Annotated in this window: 13 protein-coding genes; 7 read left to right on the top strand and 6 right to left on the bottom strand. The window is 66.7% G+C overall.

Annotated elements, in window-relative coordinates; translation table 11 throughout:
- Positions 1-13 precede the first annotated feature (13 nt).
- The 5 genes from DQG17_RS07835 (at position 14) to ureG (ending at position 2,923) form a co-directional block, all read left to right on the top strand.
- Positions 14-226, top strand: coding sequence for a DUF1127 domain-containing protein (locus tag DQG17_RS07835; protein WP_116132145.1), 213 nt, complete (start codon positions 14-16; stop codon positions 224-226).
- Positions 227-426: 200 nt separating this feature from the next.
- Positions 427-1,032, top strand: a complete 606-nt coding sequence (locus DQG17_RS07830; RefSeq protein ID WP_116132144.1) for a hypothetical protein — start codon at positions 427-429, stop codon at positions 1,030-1,032.
- Positions 1,033-1,097: 65 nt separating this feature from the next.
- Positions 1,098-1,631 carry an urease accessory protein UreE gene (locus DQG17_RS07825; RefSeq protein ID WP_116132143.1) on the top strand — a complete coding sequence of 178 codons (534 nt, stop codon included), beginning with the start codon at positions 1,098-1,100 and terminating at the stop codon, positions 1,629-1,631.
- Positions 1,624-2,289 carry an urease accessory protein UreF gene (locus DQG17_RS07820; RefSeq protein WP_116132142.1) on the top strand — a complete coding sequence of 222 codons (666 nt, stop codon included), beginning with the start codon at positions 1,624-1,626 and terminating at the stop codon, positions 2,287-2,289. The genes DQG17_RS07825 and DQG17_RS07820 overlap by 8 nt, the downstream gene beginning before the upstream one ends.
- A gap of 22 nt (positions 2,290-2,311) precedes the next feature.
- Positions 2,312-2,923, top strand: coding sequence for an urease accessory protein UreG (ureG, locus tag DQG17_RS07815; RefSeq protein ID WP_116132141.1), 612 nt, complete (start codon positions 2,312-2,314; stop codon positions 2,921-2,923).
- An 853-nt stretch (positions 2,924-3,776) separates the two neighbouring features.
- On the opposite strand, the gene DQG17_RS07805 is transcribed toward ureG, so the two are convergent.
- From DQG17_RS07805 to DQG17_RS07795, 3 genes are all read right to left on the bottom strand, one after another.
- Positions 3,777-4,454: a DUF938 domain-containing protein gene (locus tag DQG17_RS07805; protein WP_116132139.1), complete on the bottom strand. Its 678-nt coding sequence runs from the start codon at positions 4,452-4,454 to the stop codon at positions 3,777-3,779.
- Between the two features lie 22 nt (positions 4,455-4,476).
- Entirely contained in the window at positions 4,477-5,022 is a 546-nt protein-coding gene (gene infC, locus DQG17_RS07800; protein ID WP_369908012.1) for a translation initiation factor IF-3, read from the bottom strand.
- A 183-nt stretch (positions 5,023-5,205) separates the two neighbouring features.
- Entirely contained in the window at positions 5,206-7,110 is a 1,905-nt protein-coding gene (locus DQG17_RS07795) for an alpha-amylase family glycosyl hydrolase (protein WP_116132137.1), read from the bottom strand.
- Positions 7,111-7,382: 272 nt separating this feature from the next.
- Between DQG17_RS07795 and DQG17_RS07790 the strand changes: the two genes are divergently transcribed.
- A complete protein-coding gene (locus DQG17_RS07790) occupies positions 7,383-7,928 on the top strand; it encodes a hypothetical protein (protein WP_116132136.1) in 546 nt (181 codons plus the stop codon).
- Positions 7,929-8,002: 74 nt separating this feature from the next.
- Complete coding sequence (locus DQG17_RS07785; protein WP_116132135.1) at positions 8,003-8,860, top strand: aldo/keto reductase; 858 nt, start codon at positions 8,003-8,005, stop codon at positions 8,858-8,860.
- A gap of 53 nt (positions 8,861-8,913) precedes the next feature.
- Here the strand turns inward: DQG17_RS07785 and DQG17_RS07780 are convergent, their stop codons facing one another.
- The 3 genes from DQG17_RS07780 to DQG17_RS07770 are packed head-to-tail and all read right to left on the bottom strand — an operon-like array spanning position 8,914 to position 15,722.
- Entirely contained in the window at positions 8,914-9,807 is an 894-nt protein-coding gene (locus tag DQG17_RS07780; protein WP_116132134.1) for a transglutaminase family protein, read from the bottom strand.
- A 3-nt stretch (positions 9,808-9,810) separates the two neighbouring features.
- Positions 9,811-12,243, bottom strand: a complete 2,433-nt coding sequence (locus tag DQG17_RS07775; protein ID WP_116132133.1) for a circularly permuted type 2 ATP-grasp protein — start codon at positions 12,241-12,243, stop codon at positions 9,811-9,813.
- Between the two features lie 29 nt (positions 12,244-12,272).
- The gene (locus tag DQG17_RS07770; protein WP_116132132.1) at positions 12,273-15,722 is read right to left on the bottom strand and encodes a DUF2126 domain-containing protein; all 3,450 of its coding nucleotides are present in this window, start codon (positions 15,720-15,722) and stop codon (positions 12,273-12,275) included.
- Positions 15,723-15,947 lie beyond the last annotated feature (225 nt).

Raw genomic sequence — 15,947 nt, 5'->3', positions numbered from 1 at the left:
CAGGAGTTTCTCGATGTCCGATTATCTTGCATCCCCCGTGTCTAACACTGGCCTCGGCCGCATCACGGCGGTGTTTTCTGCAGCCGGCCGGTTCTTGGTCGCTATGGTTGCGGCGCTGCAGCGCTATCGACTGTATCAGGAACTGGGCCACTTGTCCGACCGGGAGCTGGCGCGCCTCGGGTTGACGCGAGAGGCTCTGCTGCGCCACCCGGTTCTTGACGACTGACATTGGCTGCGGGCGGGTGAGTGGGGACTGTACGGTCCTGAACGCGCCCCACCTTCCGGGCATTTTCCTGCCGCTTGCCGATCCGGACGCCGCCCGCCGGCGCGTCTGCGCAAAATTGCGCCACGCCGGGTCTTCAATGCCCGCAGCGTTTGTCGTAGCGTCCGAACCGCGGACCACAGGCGGCCGCGAAAGGAACTCCGATGCGACCCCTGCTGCTGCTCGCGCTGCTTGTTGCCGGGCCCGGCTGGGCCGACTGCCCGACCCGGGCAGCTCTCCAGGACAGCGGCACCGCGTATGTGCGCTATCCCGACGCCAGTCTGGTCGAGATGCGGTGGCTCGGCGCCGGCATGGTGGAGGAGACGACGCGCCACCCCGATTCCGATGGCGATTTCCGCATGATCTCGATGGGGGGGGTCTTCATTACCGACGAGGTCGATCTGATGGGCGACCGCGAGATCGATTCGACCCGCATCACCTCGATCTATCCGCCCGATCTGTTCGGCAAGATGCCGGTAAAGCCGAACCAGACCCTCACGGTCGCAGGACGCAACGAATTTGCCGACGGCACCGCGCCCGAGGACGAAGATATCAGGCTGCAGTCAGGCGACCTGGCCGAGGTCGACATTGCCGGCTGCCGCTATCAGGGCTTTCCGATGGTGATCACCTATCGCTGGGGCGACGAATACTTCACCTCGATGATGACCCATGTGCCCGAGCTTGGCCTGTCGCTGGAGATCGCGCGGATGGATCAGCAGGCGCCGGCTGTCCCCTATGCGCCGCGCTATTTCGGGATGACCCCGCCCTGAGCGCTTGGCAGGCTGCAGCGCGGCCGATAGGCTCGGGCGTCGGCCTGGATGACGAGGAGCGAGCGATGATCGACCTGGGACGTGCGGTTTCGGTGGCGCCTGCCGGGCAGGCAGAGGTGATCGACCACGTGCGGCTGGACTATGACGGTCGGTTCCTGCGCCGCAAGCGGCTGGTGACCACTGGCGGGGCCACGCTGACCGTCGATCTGGCGCAGATGGCGTCTCTGGCGGACGGCGATGCGCTGATACTGGAAGACGGGCGCGCGGTCGGGGTGATCGCGGCCGAAGAGCCGCTGATCGAGGTGCGGGGGGCCGAACTGGCCCGGCTGGCCTGGCATATCGGCAATCGCCACACCCCCTGCCGGATCGAGCCTGACCGGCTCTTGATCCGCGACGATCCGGTTCTGGCCGACATGCTGGTGCGGCTGGGGGCAGCACTGGTCCGCACCCGCGCGCCCTTCGTTCCCGAGGGCGGCGCCTATGGCCTCGGCCGGACCATGGGGCATGCGCATGGCCCCGCGCCGGACCACGATCATCCGCGGCCCGGCCCGCACGACCACAAGCACGACCACCCGCACAGCCACCATGACCATGGCTGAGGCCGCGACCGAAACGGCGGGCGGCGTCGCCGATCTGCTGCGGCTCAGCCAATGGCTGTCGCCGGCGTTTCCGCTGGGCGCCTTCGCCTGGTCGCACGGGCTCGAGGCTGCCATCGCCGCGGGGCAGGTCGCGGATGCGGCAGCCCTCGAGTCCTGGCTTGCTGATGTCCTGCGGTTCGGCGCCGGCCAGAGCGATGCGGCGCTTTTGGTGTTGGCAATGACTGGCGCGGCGCCGGTTGCGGATCTGGCGGCGCTGGCCGTGGCGCTGGCCGCCTCGCGCGAGCGCCACGAGGAAACCCTGGCGCAGGGCGCGGCCTTCGTGCGCACCGTCAATGCGCTGACGGGCGGCGATTTGCCCGCGATGGCGTTGCCGGTCGCCGTGGGGGCCGCGGCAGCCGACATGGCGCTGTCGCCCGAGATTGTCGCAGCGCTGTATCTGCAGGGCTTTGCCGGAAACCTCGTCACCGTCGCGGTGCGCTTCGTGCCGCTCGGTCAGACCGAGGGGCAGGCGGTGCTGGCACGGCTGCGGCCGGTCATCGCCGAGGTCGCGCAGCGCGCGGTGCAGGAGGGGCAGGGGGCCATAGGTACCGCTGCCTTCGGCGCCGATCTGGCCGCGATGCAACACGAAGCCATGGAGGTCCGGCTGTTCCGCAGCTGAGCCCCGAGCAAGGAGAAGACGGATGACCAGCCCCAATGGCCCGTTGCGCGTCGGCATCGGCGGCCCTGTCGGCACCGGCAAGACCACGCTGACCGAACAGCTGTGCCGGGCATTGTCCGCGAAGCTGTCGATGGCCGTCGTGACAAACGACATCTATACCCGCGAGGATGCCGAATACCTGATGCGCGCCCAGGTGTTGCCCTTGGAGCGAATCCGCGGCGTGGAAACCGGGGGCTGTCCGCATACCGCGATCCGCGAGGATGCCTCGATCAACCTTGCGGCCATCGACGAGCTGATCCGCGATTTCCCCGACCTCGATCTGGTGCTGATCGAATCGGGCGGCGACAATCTGGCCGCCACCTTCAGCCCCGAGCTGGCCGACCTTACGATCTATATCATCGATACGGCGGCCGGGCAGGACATCCCGCGCAAGAAGGGGCCGGGCGTCACCCGCTCGGACCTGCTGGTCGTGAACAAGATCGACCTCGCGCCGCATGTCGGCGTCGATCCTGTGCTGCTCGAATCCGATACGCGGACCGCCCGCGGCGAACGTCCCTTCGTATTCGCCTCGCTGCGCAAGGGGGTGGGCGTGGACGAGGTCGCGGCCTTCATCCTCGATCAGGGCGGGTTTTGACCGCGACGCGATGACGACCCGTCGACCGGGTGCTTGATTGGTCGAGGCTTCCAGCGGCGATTCCCTGCCCCGGCCGACCCGATCCCGCCAGTGTGGCGCCGGGCGCAGGGCCGATCGGGGTCTCGACCCGGGTGCCGTTCGGGCAATTGCTGAAACTGACGAATCTTCACCTGATGATGACGATTTTTCTGGCCATTAGGGCCGCTTCGGTGTTGATGTTCGCGGGACAGATGCTCGGTCTGGCCGAATTTGGCCCTGCGGGGATGAAGGCGGCCTGTGCCGGTGTCGATGTCGGTGGGTTGGCGCGATCCTCGGGCCAATGTCGGTGGCGGTCTTCTCGGGGCCGCGGCTTGAACTGAAACCCATCCGGCAATGACGGCTACGGGACGGCGCGACGCGGTTGCCAATGCCAAGGTGACGCGCGTGGCGATGCCCGGATGAAATACGAAGGGGTGACCGCCCTTCCCGGTGACGTCGCGGGGAAAGCCCTGTGACTGGTTCTCAATCCGTCGGCCATGGTGCTGCCGGAACGGACCGCTGGAAAGCCGCAGGAGGCGGTCGCTGCCGCGTAACGGCGTCCAGGGAGGGGACAGCCGGCTGGCGCTCTGATCGGGAGATCGGTTCACCAGCCGGCAACCGCCGACCGGGCCAACAGCATGTTCCGTGACGACGATCCGTCAGGGAATCCACGCGCTGCCCATCCAGCAATTCCAGAATTCTGCAATGGCCGCCTGAGTGATCGAAGAGGTCGCAGGCGCCAGTCCCGGATTGCGTGGATCGCCCGAAGCAGCCGATATTTTTCAGCGGATCGCCTTGACTGCCACGCGGAACCGGCTTTGCGACGGTTCTGTTGTCAGCTGCTGCTGCGGCGGAATACCAGCAGGTGGTTGTTGGCGGGCATCGGGTGAACCGTCTCGAGCCGCAAGTGCCGCGCCCGGGCCGCGAGGCGCAGCGCGTCGATGTCGCGCAGCCCCCAGTGCGGATCGTCGGCCCGCAGCGCCTGATCGAAGCGGCGGTTGCCGTCGCCGAAGAACTCGTCGCCCTCCCGGAACGGACCATAAAGGAACAGCCGCCCCGACGGCGCCAGCGCCGCTGCAGCCCCGGTCAGGACGCCTTCGGTGACGGCCCAGGGGGCAATATGGGTGACATTGCCGGCATAGATGCCGGTCAGCGGCCCGAGGGCCGCGACCTCTGGCAGCCGCGACCAGTCGCCGGCCGCATCAAGAGCGATCGGCGCGCGCGGTGCGTCGAGCAGGGCTTTCGCCCAAGCCTCGATCGAATCGCGATGGGTGGCAAGCGGATCCGAAGCGATCCAGTCGATGGAGGGAAAGGCCAGCGCGAAGGCCGCTGCATGCTGGCCGGTCCCCGCCCCGATCTCGAGCACCGGGCCGGTGCGGTCGCGCAGATAGGCACTGAGCGTCGCAATGATCGGCGGGGCGTTGCGCAGGAATGTCGGGCTTTCCAGCCGGTCGTCGCCCGCCAGACCATGTTCTTCGCGCGTGAAGCGGGGGAAATGGCGTTGGCGGGACACGTCTAGTTCATCTTGCCCAAGGTCACTTCGGCAACGGCCCGATCATCATGACCATCTGACGGCCTTCCATCTTGGGCATGTTCTCGATCTTGCCGAGTTCCTTGACGTCTTCGGCGACACGTTCCAGCAGATCGCGGCCGAGGTTCTGGTGCGCCATTTCGCGGCCGCGGAATCGCAAGGTGACCTTCACCTTGTCGCCGCCTTCCAGGAAGCGGGTGACGTTGCGCATCTTGACTTCGTAGTCGTGCACATCGGTGCCGGGCCGAAACTTGACCTCTTTCACCTCGATCGTCTTCTGCTTCTTGCGGGCCTCGGATTCCCGCTTTTGCGTCTCGTACTTGAACTTGCCGAAATCCATGATCTTGCAGACCGGCGGCGTCGCATTGGGCGAGATCTCGACCAGATCGAGGCCGGCCAGCGCGGCCAGTTCCATGCCACGCGTGGGAGTGACCACACCGACGTTCTCACCATCCGCGCCGATCAGGCGGATTTCCGGGGCCCGGATGCGTCCGTTGATGCGGGGGCCGGTGTCGCGCTGTGGCGGCGCATTGTGGGGTCTTCGGGCTATGACATCTATCCTTCTGTCGTTTGGAAAAGTGCGCGGAAAGTAACGGTCCTGTCGCCGCGTTTCAAGCGGATTGCAGTGCCTGAACCGGTTTTGGACGCTGGTCTGCCCGGGATGCGCAGGTTGCGGGCAGCCGGCAAGGGGAGGCGGTGGCGCCATCGCGGGCCGCCAGCCGCACGAGGCGCCTCAGTCCGCGGCAAGGTACCAATGCGCCGCATAGGGGCCAAGCGCCATGGCACCGGGCGGGCAGGGTGCGCCCGGGTCGAGCAGGTCGACGACCCGGTCGCTGTCCAGCAGCCCGCGCGGGTCGATCGCGGTCGTCACGCCGTATTCGCTGAAATTGACCGCGACCAGCAGCCGATCCGTGCCGCACCGGCGCAGGAATGCAAAGCTGTTCGGCTGGCTGGGATCGAGCAGCCGGAAGTCTGACCGGCCAAAGACCGGATGCTTGCGACGCAGGTCTATCATCCGCGCAATCCCGGCCGCGATCCGCCCTTGCGGGGTCGCACTGTCCTGCGCCAGATCGAAATCGGCCGTTGTCAGCGCCTTGCGGTGCACCCAGCGGCTGTCGTCCCGTTTGTCCGGGTCGTCCTCGAACGACAGGTCGTTCAGAACGCCGATCTCGTCGCCCTGATACAGCAGCGGCATTCCCGGCATGGCCAGCGTCACCGCATGCAGAACCCGCACGCGGGCGAGCGCGTGATCGAGTTCCTGCGTCGTGCCTGCCATCGCCTTGCCCACGCCCGCAAGCGAGGCCAGCGTGCCGCAGACCCGGCAGTCGCCGGTGTCGGGGTTCTCGCCGAAGGCGACGCCATCGGCGAAGCTGCCTTCGAAACGGCCGGTATAGAAGGCGTTCAGGAACCGACGGTGATCGGCGCCGTTGATCCCGAGGCTGTTGCTGACCGCATCATCCCAGGTCCAGCCGATGTCGTCATGGCAGCGGATGTAATTGACCCAGGCCGTGGTCTCGGGGATCGCGAAGCTGCGCGCCAGCGATGCGCGCAGCAGCGCCGTCTGCCGCGTCGCAAGGCTTTCCCACATCAGCGCCATCATCAGCGGGTTGTACGAGATCTGGCATTCCTCGGGCGCGATATAGCTGTTGACCTCGTCGGGGTGGACGATCGCCTCGGACTTGAACACCACATGCGGGGCCGCGATCCGAAGGCAGAGGTTAAAGGCCCGGATCAGCACATGCGCCTTGGGCTGGCTTTCGCAGGTCGTGCCTTTTTCCTTCCAGACAAAGGCCAGCGCGTCGAGCCGCAGCACATCGCAGCCCATGCCGACAAGGCTCAGCATCTCGCCCACCACCGACACGAAGACGTCGGGGTTGGCATAGTTCAGGTCCCACTGGAACGAATTGAAGGTGGTCCAGACCCATTTCTGCGCGGCTTCGTTCCAGGTGAAGCTGCCGCGGCGGGCCTGCGGGAAGATCTCGCGCAGGGAGCGGTTATAGTCCTCGGCCTCGGCCCCATCGACGAAGAAATAGAAGGCGCGATAGCGCGGATCGCCGTCGAGCGCCGCCTGCGCCCAGGCATGCTCGTCCGAGGTGTGGTTGAACACAAAGTCGAGCGACAGCCGGATGCCGCGGGCATGCAGCGCATCGGCAAGCTTTCGCAGCGTCTTGGCATCGCCAAGTGCGGGGTTCACCTTGCGATAGTCCGACACGGCATAGCCGCCGTCGCTGTTGTCCTCGGGGGCGAGAAACAGCGGCATCAGGTGCAGATAGCTGATCCCGAGCTGCTCCAGATAGGGGATCTTCTCGATCAGCCCGTCGAGGTCGCCGGCGAAGAGATCGACATAGACCGCCATGCCGACCGCGCGTTCGGAAAGATACCAGGGCGCCCCCTCCTCGCGCAGCCCTTCGGGCTGCTTGCGGACCTGATGTTCGGCCAGTGTGGCGACGAGCGCGCGCATATGGACATAGGCATCGTAGCGCGTGCCATAAAGCGTGATCATGTGCCCGAAGAGGTCCGGAAACAGCGCCTCGAGCCGGGTCAGAAACGCTTTCCGGCGCCGTGCCGGGATCCTGTCGATTGCGATCTCGTCGAGAATCCGGGAGAGCGTCAGGCGGGATTCATAGTCTTGGTCCATGCGCAGGGGTCCATCGCTAGGTCACTGCCCGGCCGGTGCCGTCGCAGGCAGGGGGCCGGGGGGTCGAGGCCGGGATCAGACGTGACTAACCTTCGGCGCGGCCGGCGGAGATGCGACAGATTGCCGGTCCGCATCGCCAACTGGCCATGGCGCGGCGGCGGCGGCTTCGTGCTGATACCGCCCGTCACGTCGCCGCGGTCCTTACACCGGCGTGCCACGATCCCTACCTTGCACTATGCCCGGACGACGGGCGCAGGGAAAGGAGATCAGACATGAACAAGACACTTCTGGCGGCGGCTGCGGTCGTGGTGGTGGTGCTTGGCGGCTATTTCGCCATTGTAGGCAACGACCGGAACGACGAGGTCATGCCCGCCGATCAAGGCACCGGCAGCGCGATGCAGCCCGCCATCGAGGACAGCGGGCATCCGGCCGAGACCGAGCTCGACGCCCTGGGGGACGCGGCGAAGGGGGCTGTCGCCTCGCTGGGCGAGGCTGCGACCGAAACCGGCAAGGCGATTGACAGCGCCGGTAGCGACATTGCCTCGGCGATGCAGACCGGTGCCGACAGTGCCTCGGTCGCCGTCACGGATGCGCTGCGTGGGGCGGCGGGATCGGCGCGCACGGCGCTTGACGGCATCGACCCTTCGTTGCTGACCGTCGATGGCTTTGACTATGACCAAATTGTTGCGAAGATCGAGGCCTCCTCGCTGAGCGACGGGCAGAAGACCGCGTTGATCAATGCGCTCGACACCGCGCGCAAGACCCCCGCGACGTTGTCTGCCGCGCTCAGCCAGTTGCGCGCGGACCTGCAGAACTAGACGACCTGTGGAACCGGACTGGCGGGGCAGAGATGCCCCGTCGCGACGAACTTTCCCGAGAGCGGAGCACAGCAATGTCCAGGATAGATGCCGGCCTGTCCGGCCAGTTCGCCATCGGCGGAGATATCACAATCAATCGCCTTGGCTTCGGCGCCATGCGGATCACCGGGCCCGGGATATGGGGGCCGCCCGAAGACCCCGCCGCGGCGCTTGCCCTGCTGCGCCGCCTGCCCGAGATCGGCATCGATTTCATCGACACCGCCGACAGCTATGGTCCCGACGTCTCGGAAGAACTGATCCGCGAGGCGCTCCATCCCTATGACGGGCTGACCATTGCCACCAAGGCCGGGCTGACCCGGTCGGGTCCGGGTCAATGGTCGCCAAAGGGCGATCCGGACTATCTGATCGCCCAGGCCCGCGGCAGCCTCGCGCGGCTCGGGGTCGAGCAGATCGCGCTTTGGCAGTTGCACCGCATCGATCCCGAGGTGCCGCGGGACGAACAATTCGCCGCAGTGCGCCAGTTGCTCGACGAGGGTGTGATCCGCCACGCGGGCCTCAGCGAGGTTTCGGTGGCCGAGATCGAGGCAGCCCAGCAGGTATTTCCGGTCGCCACGGTGCAGAACCGCTATAACCTGACCGACCGGGGCAGCCGGGATGTGCTGGCCTATTGCGAGGAACATGGCATCGGCTTCATCCCGTGGTTCCCGCTGGCGGCGGGCGATCTGGCAAAGCCCGGCGGGATCGTCAGCCAGATTGCCGCCGCCCATGGGGCCAGCCCCGGTCAGGTCGCGCTGGCCTGGCTTTTGCAGAAAAGCCCGATGATTCTGCCGATCCCGGGCACCGGGAGCCTGGCGCATCTGGAGGAAAATGCCGCCGCAGCCGACCTGACCCTGTCGCCGCAGGAGATCGTCGAACTCGAAACCGCCGCCTGAGCGCGACCGCGGGCATCGGGGTCTTCGCCCGGTGCCCCGCAGGTCTGGCGCGCTCAGACCGCCGTTACGGTATCGAGAGGGATCACATCCACCGCCTGGCTGGCTTCCTGACCCCCGGTGGTGCGCAGCGCGCCCCGCACCGGCGAGACGTCGTCATAGTCGCGGCCATGGCCGACAGTGATGTGGTCGATCCCGGCGTATTGGTCGTTGGTCGGGTCGAATTCGATCCAGCCGGTCTCCTGCCCGACCCAGGCGCGCACCCAGGCATGCATCGCATCCGCTCCTTCGAGCCGCGGCTTGCCGGGGGGCGGATAGGTCCTGAGAAAGCCCGAGACATAGCCTGCCGGCACCCCGATCCCGCGCAGGGCGGCGATCATCACATGGGTGAAGTCCTGGCAGACGCCGTGGCGGTTGGCAAAGGCCTCCTCGGGCGTGGTGTCGACGTCGGTCGCATCGGGGTCGAAGGTCATGTCGCGGTTCAGCGCCCGGCCGATCGCCTCGACCGCCTGCATTGCGGTCATGCCGGGGGCAAGACAGGTGCGGGCATAATCGGTGATCGCAGGCGAGGGGGCGACCAGCGGCGATGCGGCCGCGAAGTGATGCGGTGCCGAGGGTGCCAGCGAACGCACCTCGGCCAGATCCTGCCGCAGGTCTGCCAGTGGCGGCGACAGGTCGAACGGCGGCTCGGGGGCGTGGCGTTCGATCAGCGCGGTCAGATGCAGCGATACCGCCTCGATCGGCTGGTGCCAGACCACGATGGTGGCCGCGTTGCCGAAAAAATCCACCCGTTCGCGGCGCTCGTCAGGCCGTGGAGCGACGATCAGTTCGCGCCGCCGCACCACCTGCTGGTCCGGGATGTTCGAGGGCAGCAGTCGCAGAATGCTGCGCGTCCGGTCGGAGGCCGCGGCATAACTGTGGTCGATGGTCAGGGTCACATCGTACAGCATCGGCTACCTCAGATAGCTGGTCGCAAGCAGACCCGAAATTTCGGCCAGTTCGTTCCGCATCTGCCACAGCCGTTCGGGCGAGATCTCGTCGGTTCTGGCGCAGGCGATCTCGGCCTCGAGCGGCAGGATGGCGCGCAACAGCAGGGACGGACGGCCGTAATGCTCGGCATGGGGCAAAGCCTCGGCGAGGCTTCGCAGCCGGCGGATCAGGAACAGCAGCGAGCGCGGGTTGTCGGCGTCGAGCGCCAGCAGATCAACCACGGTGTCGCGGTTGGTTTCCACCCGGTAGCGTCGCTGATGGGTGATGATCGAGTCGCCCACTTCGACCGCGAGGTCGAGCGAGCCTTGCGGCGCATCGTGGCCGGAGAATTTCGCCAGCATCGAGGCCATGGCGTCGGCGCGTTCCAGCGCGCGCCCGAAGCTGAGGAAATGCCAGCCCGAGAACCGGTACATGTTTTCGTGCACAAGGCCCGAGATGCCCGCGATCTTGCGGATCAGAACCGACATGGCCCGGGCACAGTCGTCGCCGGGCAACGCGGTGGCGCTCATCCTTTCGGCGGTTTTCAACAGGTCGTTCAGGGCCGACCAGCCATCGGTCGAAAACCGGTCGCGCACCTTGCCGGCGCAGCCCTTCGCCGCCGCGATCCGACAGACGAACGCCACCGGGATGGTCTGGCCGAGGTCGATCCCGAAGCCCTTCATGTAGCTCATAAGCGCCTTCAGCCGCGGATCGTGGCGATTGTCGGTCGCGGCAAGGCGCAGATGATAGGCCCGGATCAGCCGCGCCGCATCCTCGGTGCGTTCGACATAGCGGCCAAGCCAGAACAGGTTGTCGGCGGCGCGGGCGGGCAGGATGCCGGGGGCGGCGCGGCGGAAGTTGCCCGACGACGGGGCGGGCGTGCTGGAGTGGCGCAACGGCTTGTCCGAGACCACCCAGACGTCGGCCACCGACCCGCCGCGCTGCATCGCCAGCGCCGTCGCATCCGATGTGCGCCCGATCCGGGCATAGCCGCCCTTCATGAACTCCCAGCCGGTGGCGGTGCGGGCGGCAAAGACCCGTACGGTCATCGGCCGCGGCACGACCCGTCCGCCGGGGGCGTCGGGGTCGCCCTCGTTCTGCCAGGCTGGCGTCGTCGACAGCGTCACCGCCTCTTGCCCGACCAGCCGGTCGCCATCGCGATCGAGCCATTCCGCGATCGAGCCGCTCGCGGTGCCCCGGAAATGGCCCCCGAGCGCCGTTGTCGCGCCCAGATCGAAGGGCAGATCCACCGCATCGGCCGGCCCGATCAGCATGTTCTGCGCGTTGTCGCGGACATAGCGGCGCTGCGGTCCGCCACCGCACCACCAGGTCGCGATATTCGGAAGCTGCAGCGCCTCACCGGTCAGCACCTCGCTGATCCGCGGCAGGAAGGCCATCATCGCGCGCATTTCCAGCACGCCCGAGCCGAACGCATTGGCAAGCGCCAGATTGCCCTCGCGCACCGCCTCCATCAGCCCCGGCGTGCCGATCCGCGAGGTCGGGTTGAACTCCAGCGGATCGGCAAAGCTGGCGTCGATGCGCCGCCACAGCATCCCGAGCGGCTGCGGCCCTTCGATCGTGCGCACCATCGCCTGACCGTTCTCGACCAGCAAATCCTCGCCCTCGAGCAGCATCAGGCCGAGATAGCGCGCGATATAGGTGTGTTCGTAATAGGTGTCGTTCGTCGGCCCCGGCGTCAGGATACCCCGCGTGCGCAACTCTTCCCCGGGCCGGGTCGCAAGCGCCTCCATCGCGTCGCGGAAACTGCTGAAGAAGTCTGCAAGCCTGTGGATATGGGCGCGCGGGAACCGTTCGGGAAAGATCCGCCCCGTTGCCATCCGGGTCTCCAGCGCAAAGCCCGCCCCCGAGGGCGCCTGGGTCCGGTCGCCCAGCACGAACCACGACCCGTCCGGCGACCGCCCGATCTCGAACGCCAGGAAATGCAGATAATGCCCGCCGCGCGGTTCAACGCCAACCATCGGCCGCAGCCAGTGCGGCGAGCGCGCGACCAGTTCGGCCGGCAGGTGATTGTCGGCGACAAGCTCGCCACGGCCATAGAGATCGGCCATCACCAGTTCGAGAAGATCGGCGCGCTGCGCCAGCCCGGCGCAGATCCCCGCCCATTCCGCTTCGTGCAGGATCACCGGGATATGGCTGAGCGGCCAGTCGCGTTCGGTCAGCGGGTCGTTGGAATACTGCCGGTAATAGACGCCGGCGTCGCGCAGATACTGGTCGCCGCGTTCGAAACGGGTACGGATCTCGGCCGGGGTGAGCCTTGCAAAATGCTCGACGAAACGGCGCCAGACCGGCCGCATGCGGCCGTGGGCGTCGAACAGTTCGTCGGCGACGCCCGGAACCTGCCGATAATCGGCAAAAAGTTCCGGCGCGGCAGCATCTTCAAGGACCTCGTAAGGCATCGCTGTCCGTCGCCCTTCCTGTGCGGTCGTCAGAGCAAACCGATGGGACGTCTCAGGTCAAGCGTCAAGGGAAACTCGGGATGAGGCACCTCTGATGCCGGAGTGTAACTTCCGGGTGTGTGTCCGTTCGGCTCGAACCGCGCCAGCCGGCGCGCCTCGGCCTCGTTGCCGTTGACCGGGAAGGTGTCATAGTTTCGCCCGCCCGGATGCGCCACGTGATAGGTGCAGCCCGCCAGCGCCCGGCCCGTCCAGTCGTCGTAGATGTCGAAGACAAGCGGCGCGTTCACCGGCAGTGTCGGATGCAGCGCCTCGGCCGGTTGCCAGGCCTTGAACCGCACGCCGCCCACGGAGGTCCCCGAGGTTTCGGTGCGCGCCAGCGGCACCGGGCGGCCGTTGCACATGATCCGGTAGCGGTCCTGATGCAGCGTCGTCATCTTGATCTGCAGCCGTTCGACCGAACTGTCGGTATAGCGCACGGTGCCGCCGATGGCGCCGGTCTCGCCCAGCACATGCCAGGGCTCGAGGGCCTGCCGGATCTCCAGATGCACGCCCTCGGTCTCGATCTGGCCGCAGAACGGGAACCGGAATTCGGACTGGGCGACATACCAGGCAGGGTCGACCTCGAAGCCGTGATGCTTGAGGTCCGACAGCAGCGACAGGAAGTTCTCCCACAGGAAATGCGGCAGCATGAAGCGGTCGTGCAGCACCGTGCCCCAGCGCACCGGGCGCCCCTCGACCGGCGAGGTCCAGCAGCGCGCGATGATCGCGCGCAGCAGCAATTGCTGGGCAAGGCTCATGCGCGGGTCGGGCGGCATCTCGAAGCCGCGGAACTCGACCAGACCCAGCCGGCCGGTCGGTCCGTCAGGGGAATAGAGCTTGTCGATGCAGATCTCGGCGCGGTGGGTGTTGCCGGTGACGTCGATCAGGATGTTGCGCAGCAGCCGGTCGATCAGCCAGGGCGGCGGCACCTGACCCTGGCCCGGCGGCGAAATCTGGGACAGCGCGATTTCAAGCTCATAGAGCGAGTCGTGGCGCGCCTCGTCGATCCGGGGGGCCTGACTGGTCGGTCCGATGAACAGGCCCGAGAACAGGTAGCTGAGTGCGGGATGCCGCTGCCAGATCAGGATCAGCGATTTCAGCAGGTCGGGCCGGCGCAGGAAGGGCGAATCGTTCGGTGTCTCGCCACCCACCACCACGTGGTTGCCGCCCCCGGTGCCGGTGTGACGCCCGTCGATCATGAACTTGTCGGCGCCAAGACGGCACAGCCGCGCCTCCTCATAGATCGCCTCGGTCGTCGCGACGCAATCCTCCCAGCTGTGGGCGGGGTGGATGTTGACCTCGATGACACCGGGGTCGGGGGCGACGCGGATCACGTCAAGCCGCGGGTCGTGCGGCGGCGCATAGCCTTCGATATGGATCGGCAGGTCGAGTTCTGCGGCGGTGTCCTCGGCCGCGGCCAGCAATTCGAGGTAATCCTCGAGCGTTTCGCAGGGCGGCATGAACAGGCACAACCTGCCGTCGCGCGGTTCGATGGTGATGGCGGTGCGCACCGCGCCGCCTGCCGGGTCGATGCCCTGGGCCATGATCCGCTGGCGGTCGTCGCCTTCGATCGAGCGGGCGCCGCTGACGGGCTGGTCCTTGCCCTCGGTCACGTCGGGCATCATCTCGGCGCGCTCGGCAGCCTCCTGCGCCGCGCGCTCGGCCTCTTCCTGCTCCAGCCGCGCGATCTCCTCGCGGATCTTGCGGCGGCGTTCCTCGATCACCTCGTGGAAGTCGGGCAGCGGCGCATGTTCGATGGTCGGATCGGAGGGATAGGAATAGGGATAGGCCGAGGGCGGCACATAGGGCAGGGCGTTCAGCGGCAGACGGAAGCCTGCCGGGCTGTCGCCCGGGATCAGGAACAGATGCCCGCGCCGGGCGCGCCACAGTTCGGACCGCCAGCGCCCGCCCATGTCGCGGCTTTGCCAGCGCTGGATCGGCAGCACATAGCCCGCAGCCCCGGTCAGCCCGCGCGAGAACACCCGGGCGAAGCGCGCCCGATCCTCGGGGTTCTTCAGCTTGGAATTCTCGGGCGTCACGTTCTCGGGCAGCATGGCTTCCTTCAGGATCCATTCGCCCGGATCCTCGTACACCGCCTGCGCCATCTCGGGCTCGATCCCCAATTTTTGGGCGAAGGCGCCAAGGAACTGCCCGGCGTTTTCGGCCGTTGCGGGGGCGGGGGTATCCTCGCGTGCAATCAGGTCGGGGTTCTTCCACACCGGCTTGCCGTCGCGCCGCCAGTAGAGCGAGAAGGTCCAGCGCGGCAGGCTTTCGCCCGGATACCATTTGCCCTGCCCGTAGTGCAGGAACCCGCCGGGCGCGAAGCGTTTCCGCAGCCGCCGGATCAGGTCATCGGCCAGCCCGCGTTTCATCGGCCCGACGGCATCGGTGTTCCATTCGGCACTTTCAAAGTCGTCGATCGACACGAAGGTCGGCTCGCCGCCCATGGTCAGCCGCACATCGCCGTCCTTCAGCGTCTCGTCGACCTTGCGGCCAAGCGCGTTCAGCCGGTCCCATGCCTCGTCCGAGAAAGGCTTCGTGATGCGCGGATGTTCGGCGACGCGTTTTACCTCCATCTCGAATTCAAAATCGACCTGTGGCTCGCCATCGGCGGCAAAGCCGCCGGCAATCGGGGCGGCATTGCGGTAATGCGGGGTCGCAGCCAGCGGAATGTGGCTTTCCCCGGTCAGCAGCCCCGAGGTCGGGTCAAGCCCGATCCAGCCTGCGCCGGGCAGGAAGACCTCGCACCAGGCGTGCAGGTCGGTGAAGTCGTGATCGGTGCCCGAGGGACCGTCGAGCGCCTCGACGTCGGGCTTGAGCTGGATCAGATAGCCCGAGACGAAGCGCGCGGCAAAGCCCAAGTGGCGCAGCACCTGCACCAGCAACCAGCTTGAATCGCGGCACGAACCCGACTTCAACTGCAGCGTCTCGTCCGGGGACTGCACGCCGGGCTCCATCCGGATGGTATAGTTGAGGTGATTGGCGATGCTGGCGTTCAGCCCGACCAGGAAATCGACGGTGCGGGTTTCGCTGTAATCGATGGCACCGATGAACTGCGCCAGCAGCGGGCCTTCGGGCTCGGGGGTGCGATAGATCACCAGATCGTTGGAAAGATCGGCGGGGTATTCGAACGGCCATTTTACGGCGCTTTCCTCGACGAAGAAGTCGAAGGGGTTATAGACCGTCATGTCGGCGATCAGATCGACCTCGATCCGGAATTCGCGCACGGGCTCGGGGAAGACATAGCGCGCCTGCCAGTTTCCATAGGGGTCCTGCTGGTGATTGACGAAGTGTTCGGTGGGCAGGATCTTCAGCGAATGCGAAATGACGCGGGTGCGCGAATGCGGTGCCGGACGCAGGCGGATGATCTGCGGGCCGAGGGAAACGAGGCGGTCGTACCGATAGTGGGTGACGTGATGGATGGATGCGTAAATCGCCATGATGGTTCTTGCTGCCCCTATGTCGCGCGACTGGTTTGGCCCAGACTAGAAAGCGCAACGTCAGGCATCACGGGCAAAACGCCAATGCCCCTGTCCCCGGGGCAAAATAGTCATCGATATGATTAATTTTGTGGCACTTTGCGGATTTCGCCCGGGTGAAGGCCGTGGCGACGCGACAGTCGCTGCGGGCCGAGGGGCCGAAACGCAAAGGACGCGCGGCGGGTC

Origin of the sequence: Tropicimonas sp. IMCC34043 (assembly GCF_003390845.1) — a bacterium.
Lineage (GTDB): Bacteria > Pseudomonadota > Alphaproteobacteria > Rhodobacterales > Rhodobacteraceae > Tropicimonas.
Note: the sequence above shows the minus strand (reverse complement) of the source record. Positions and strands in the feature narration are given on the sequence as shown.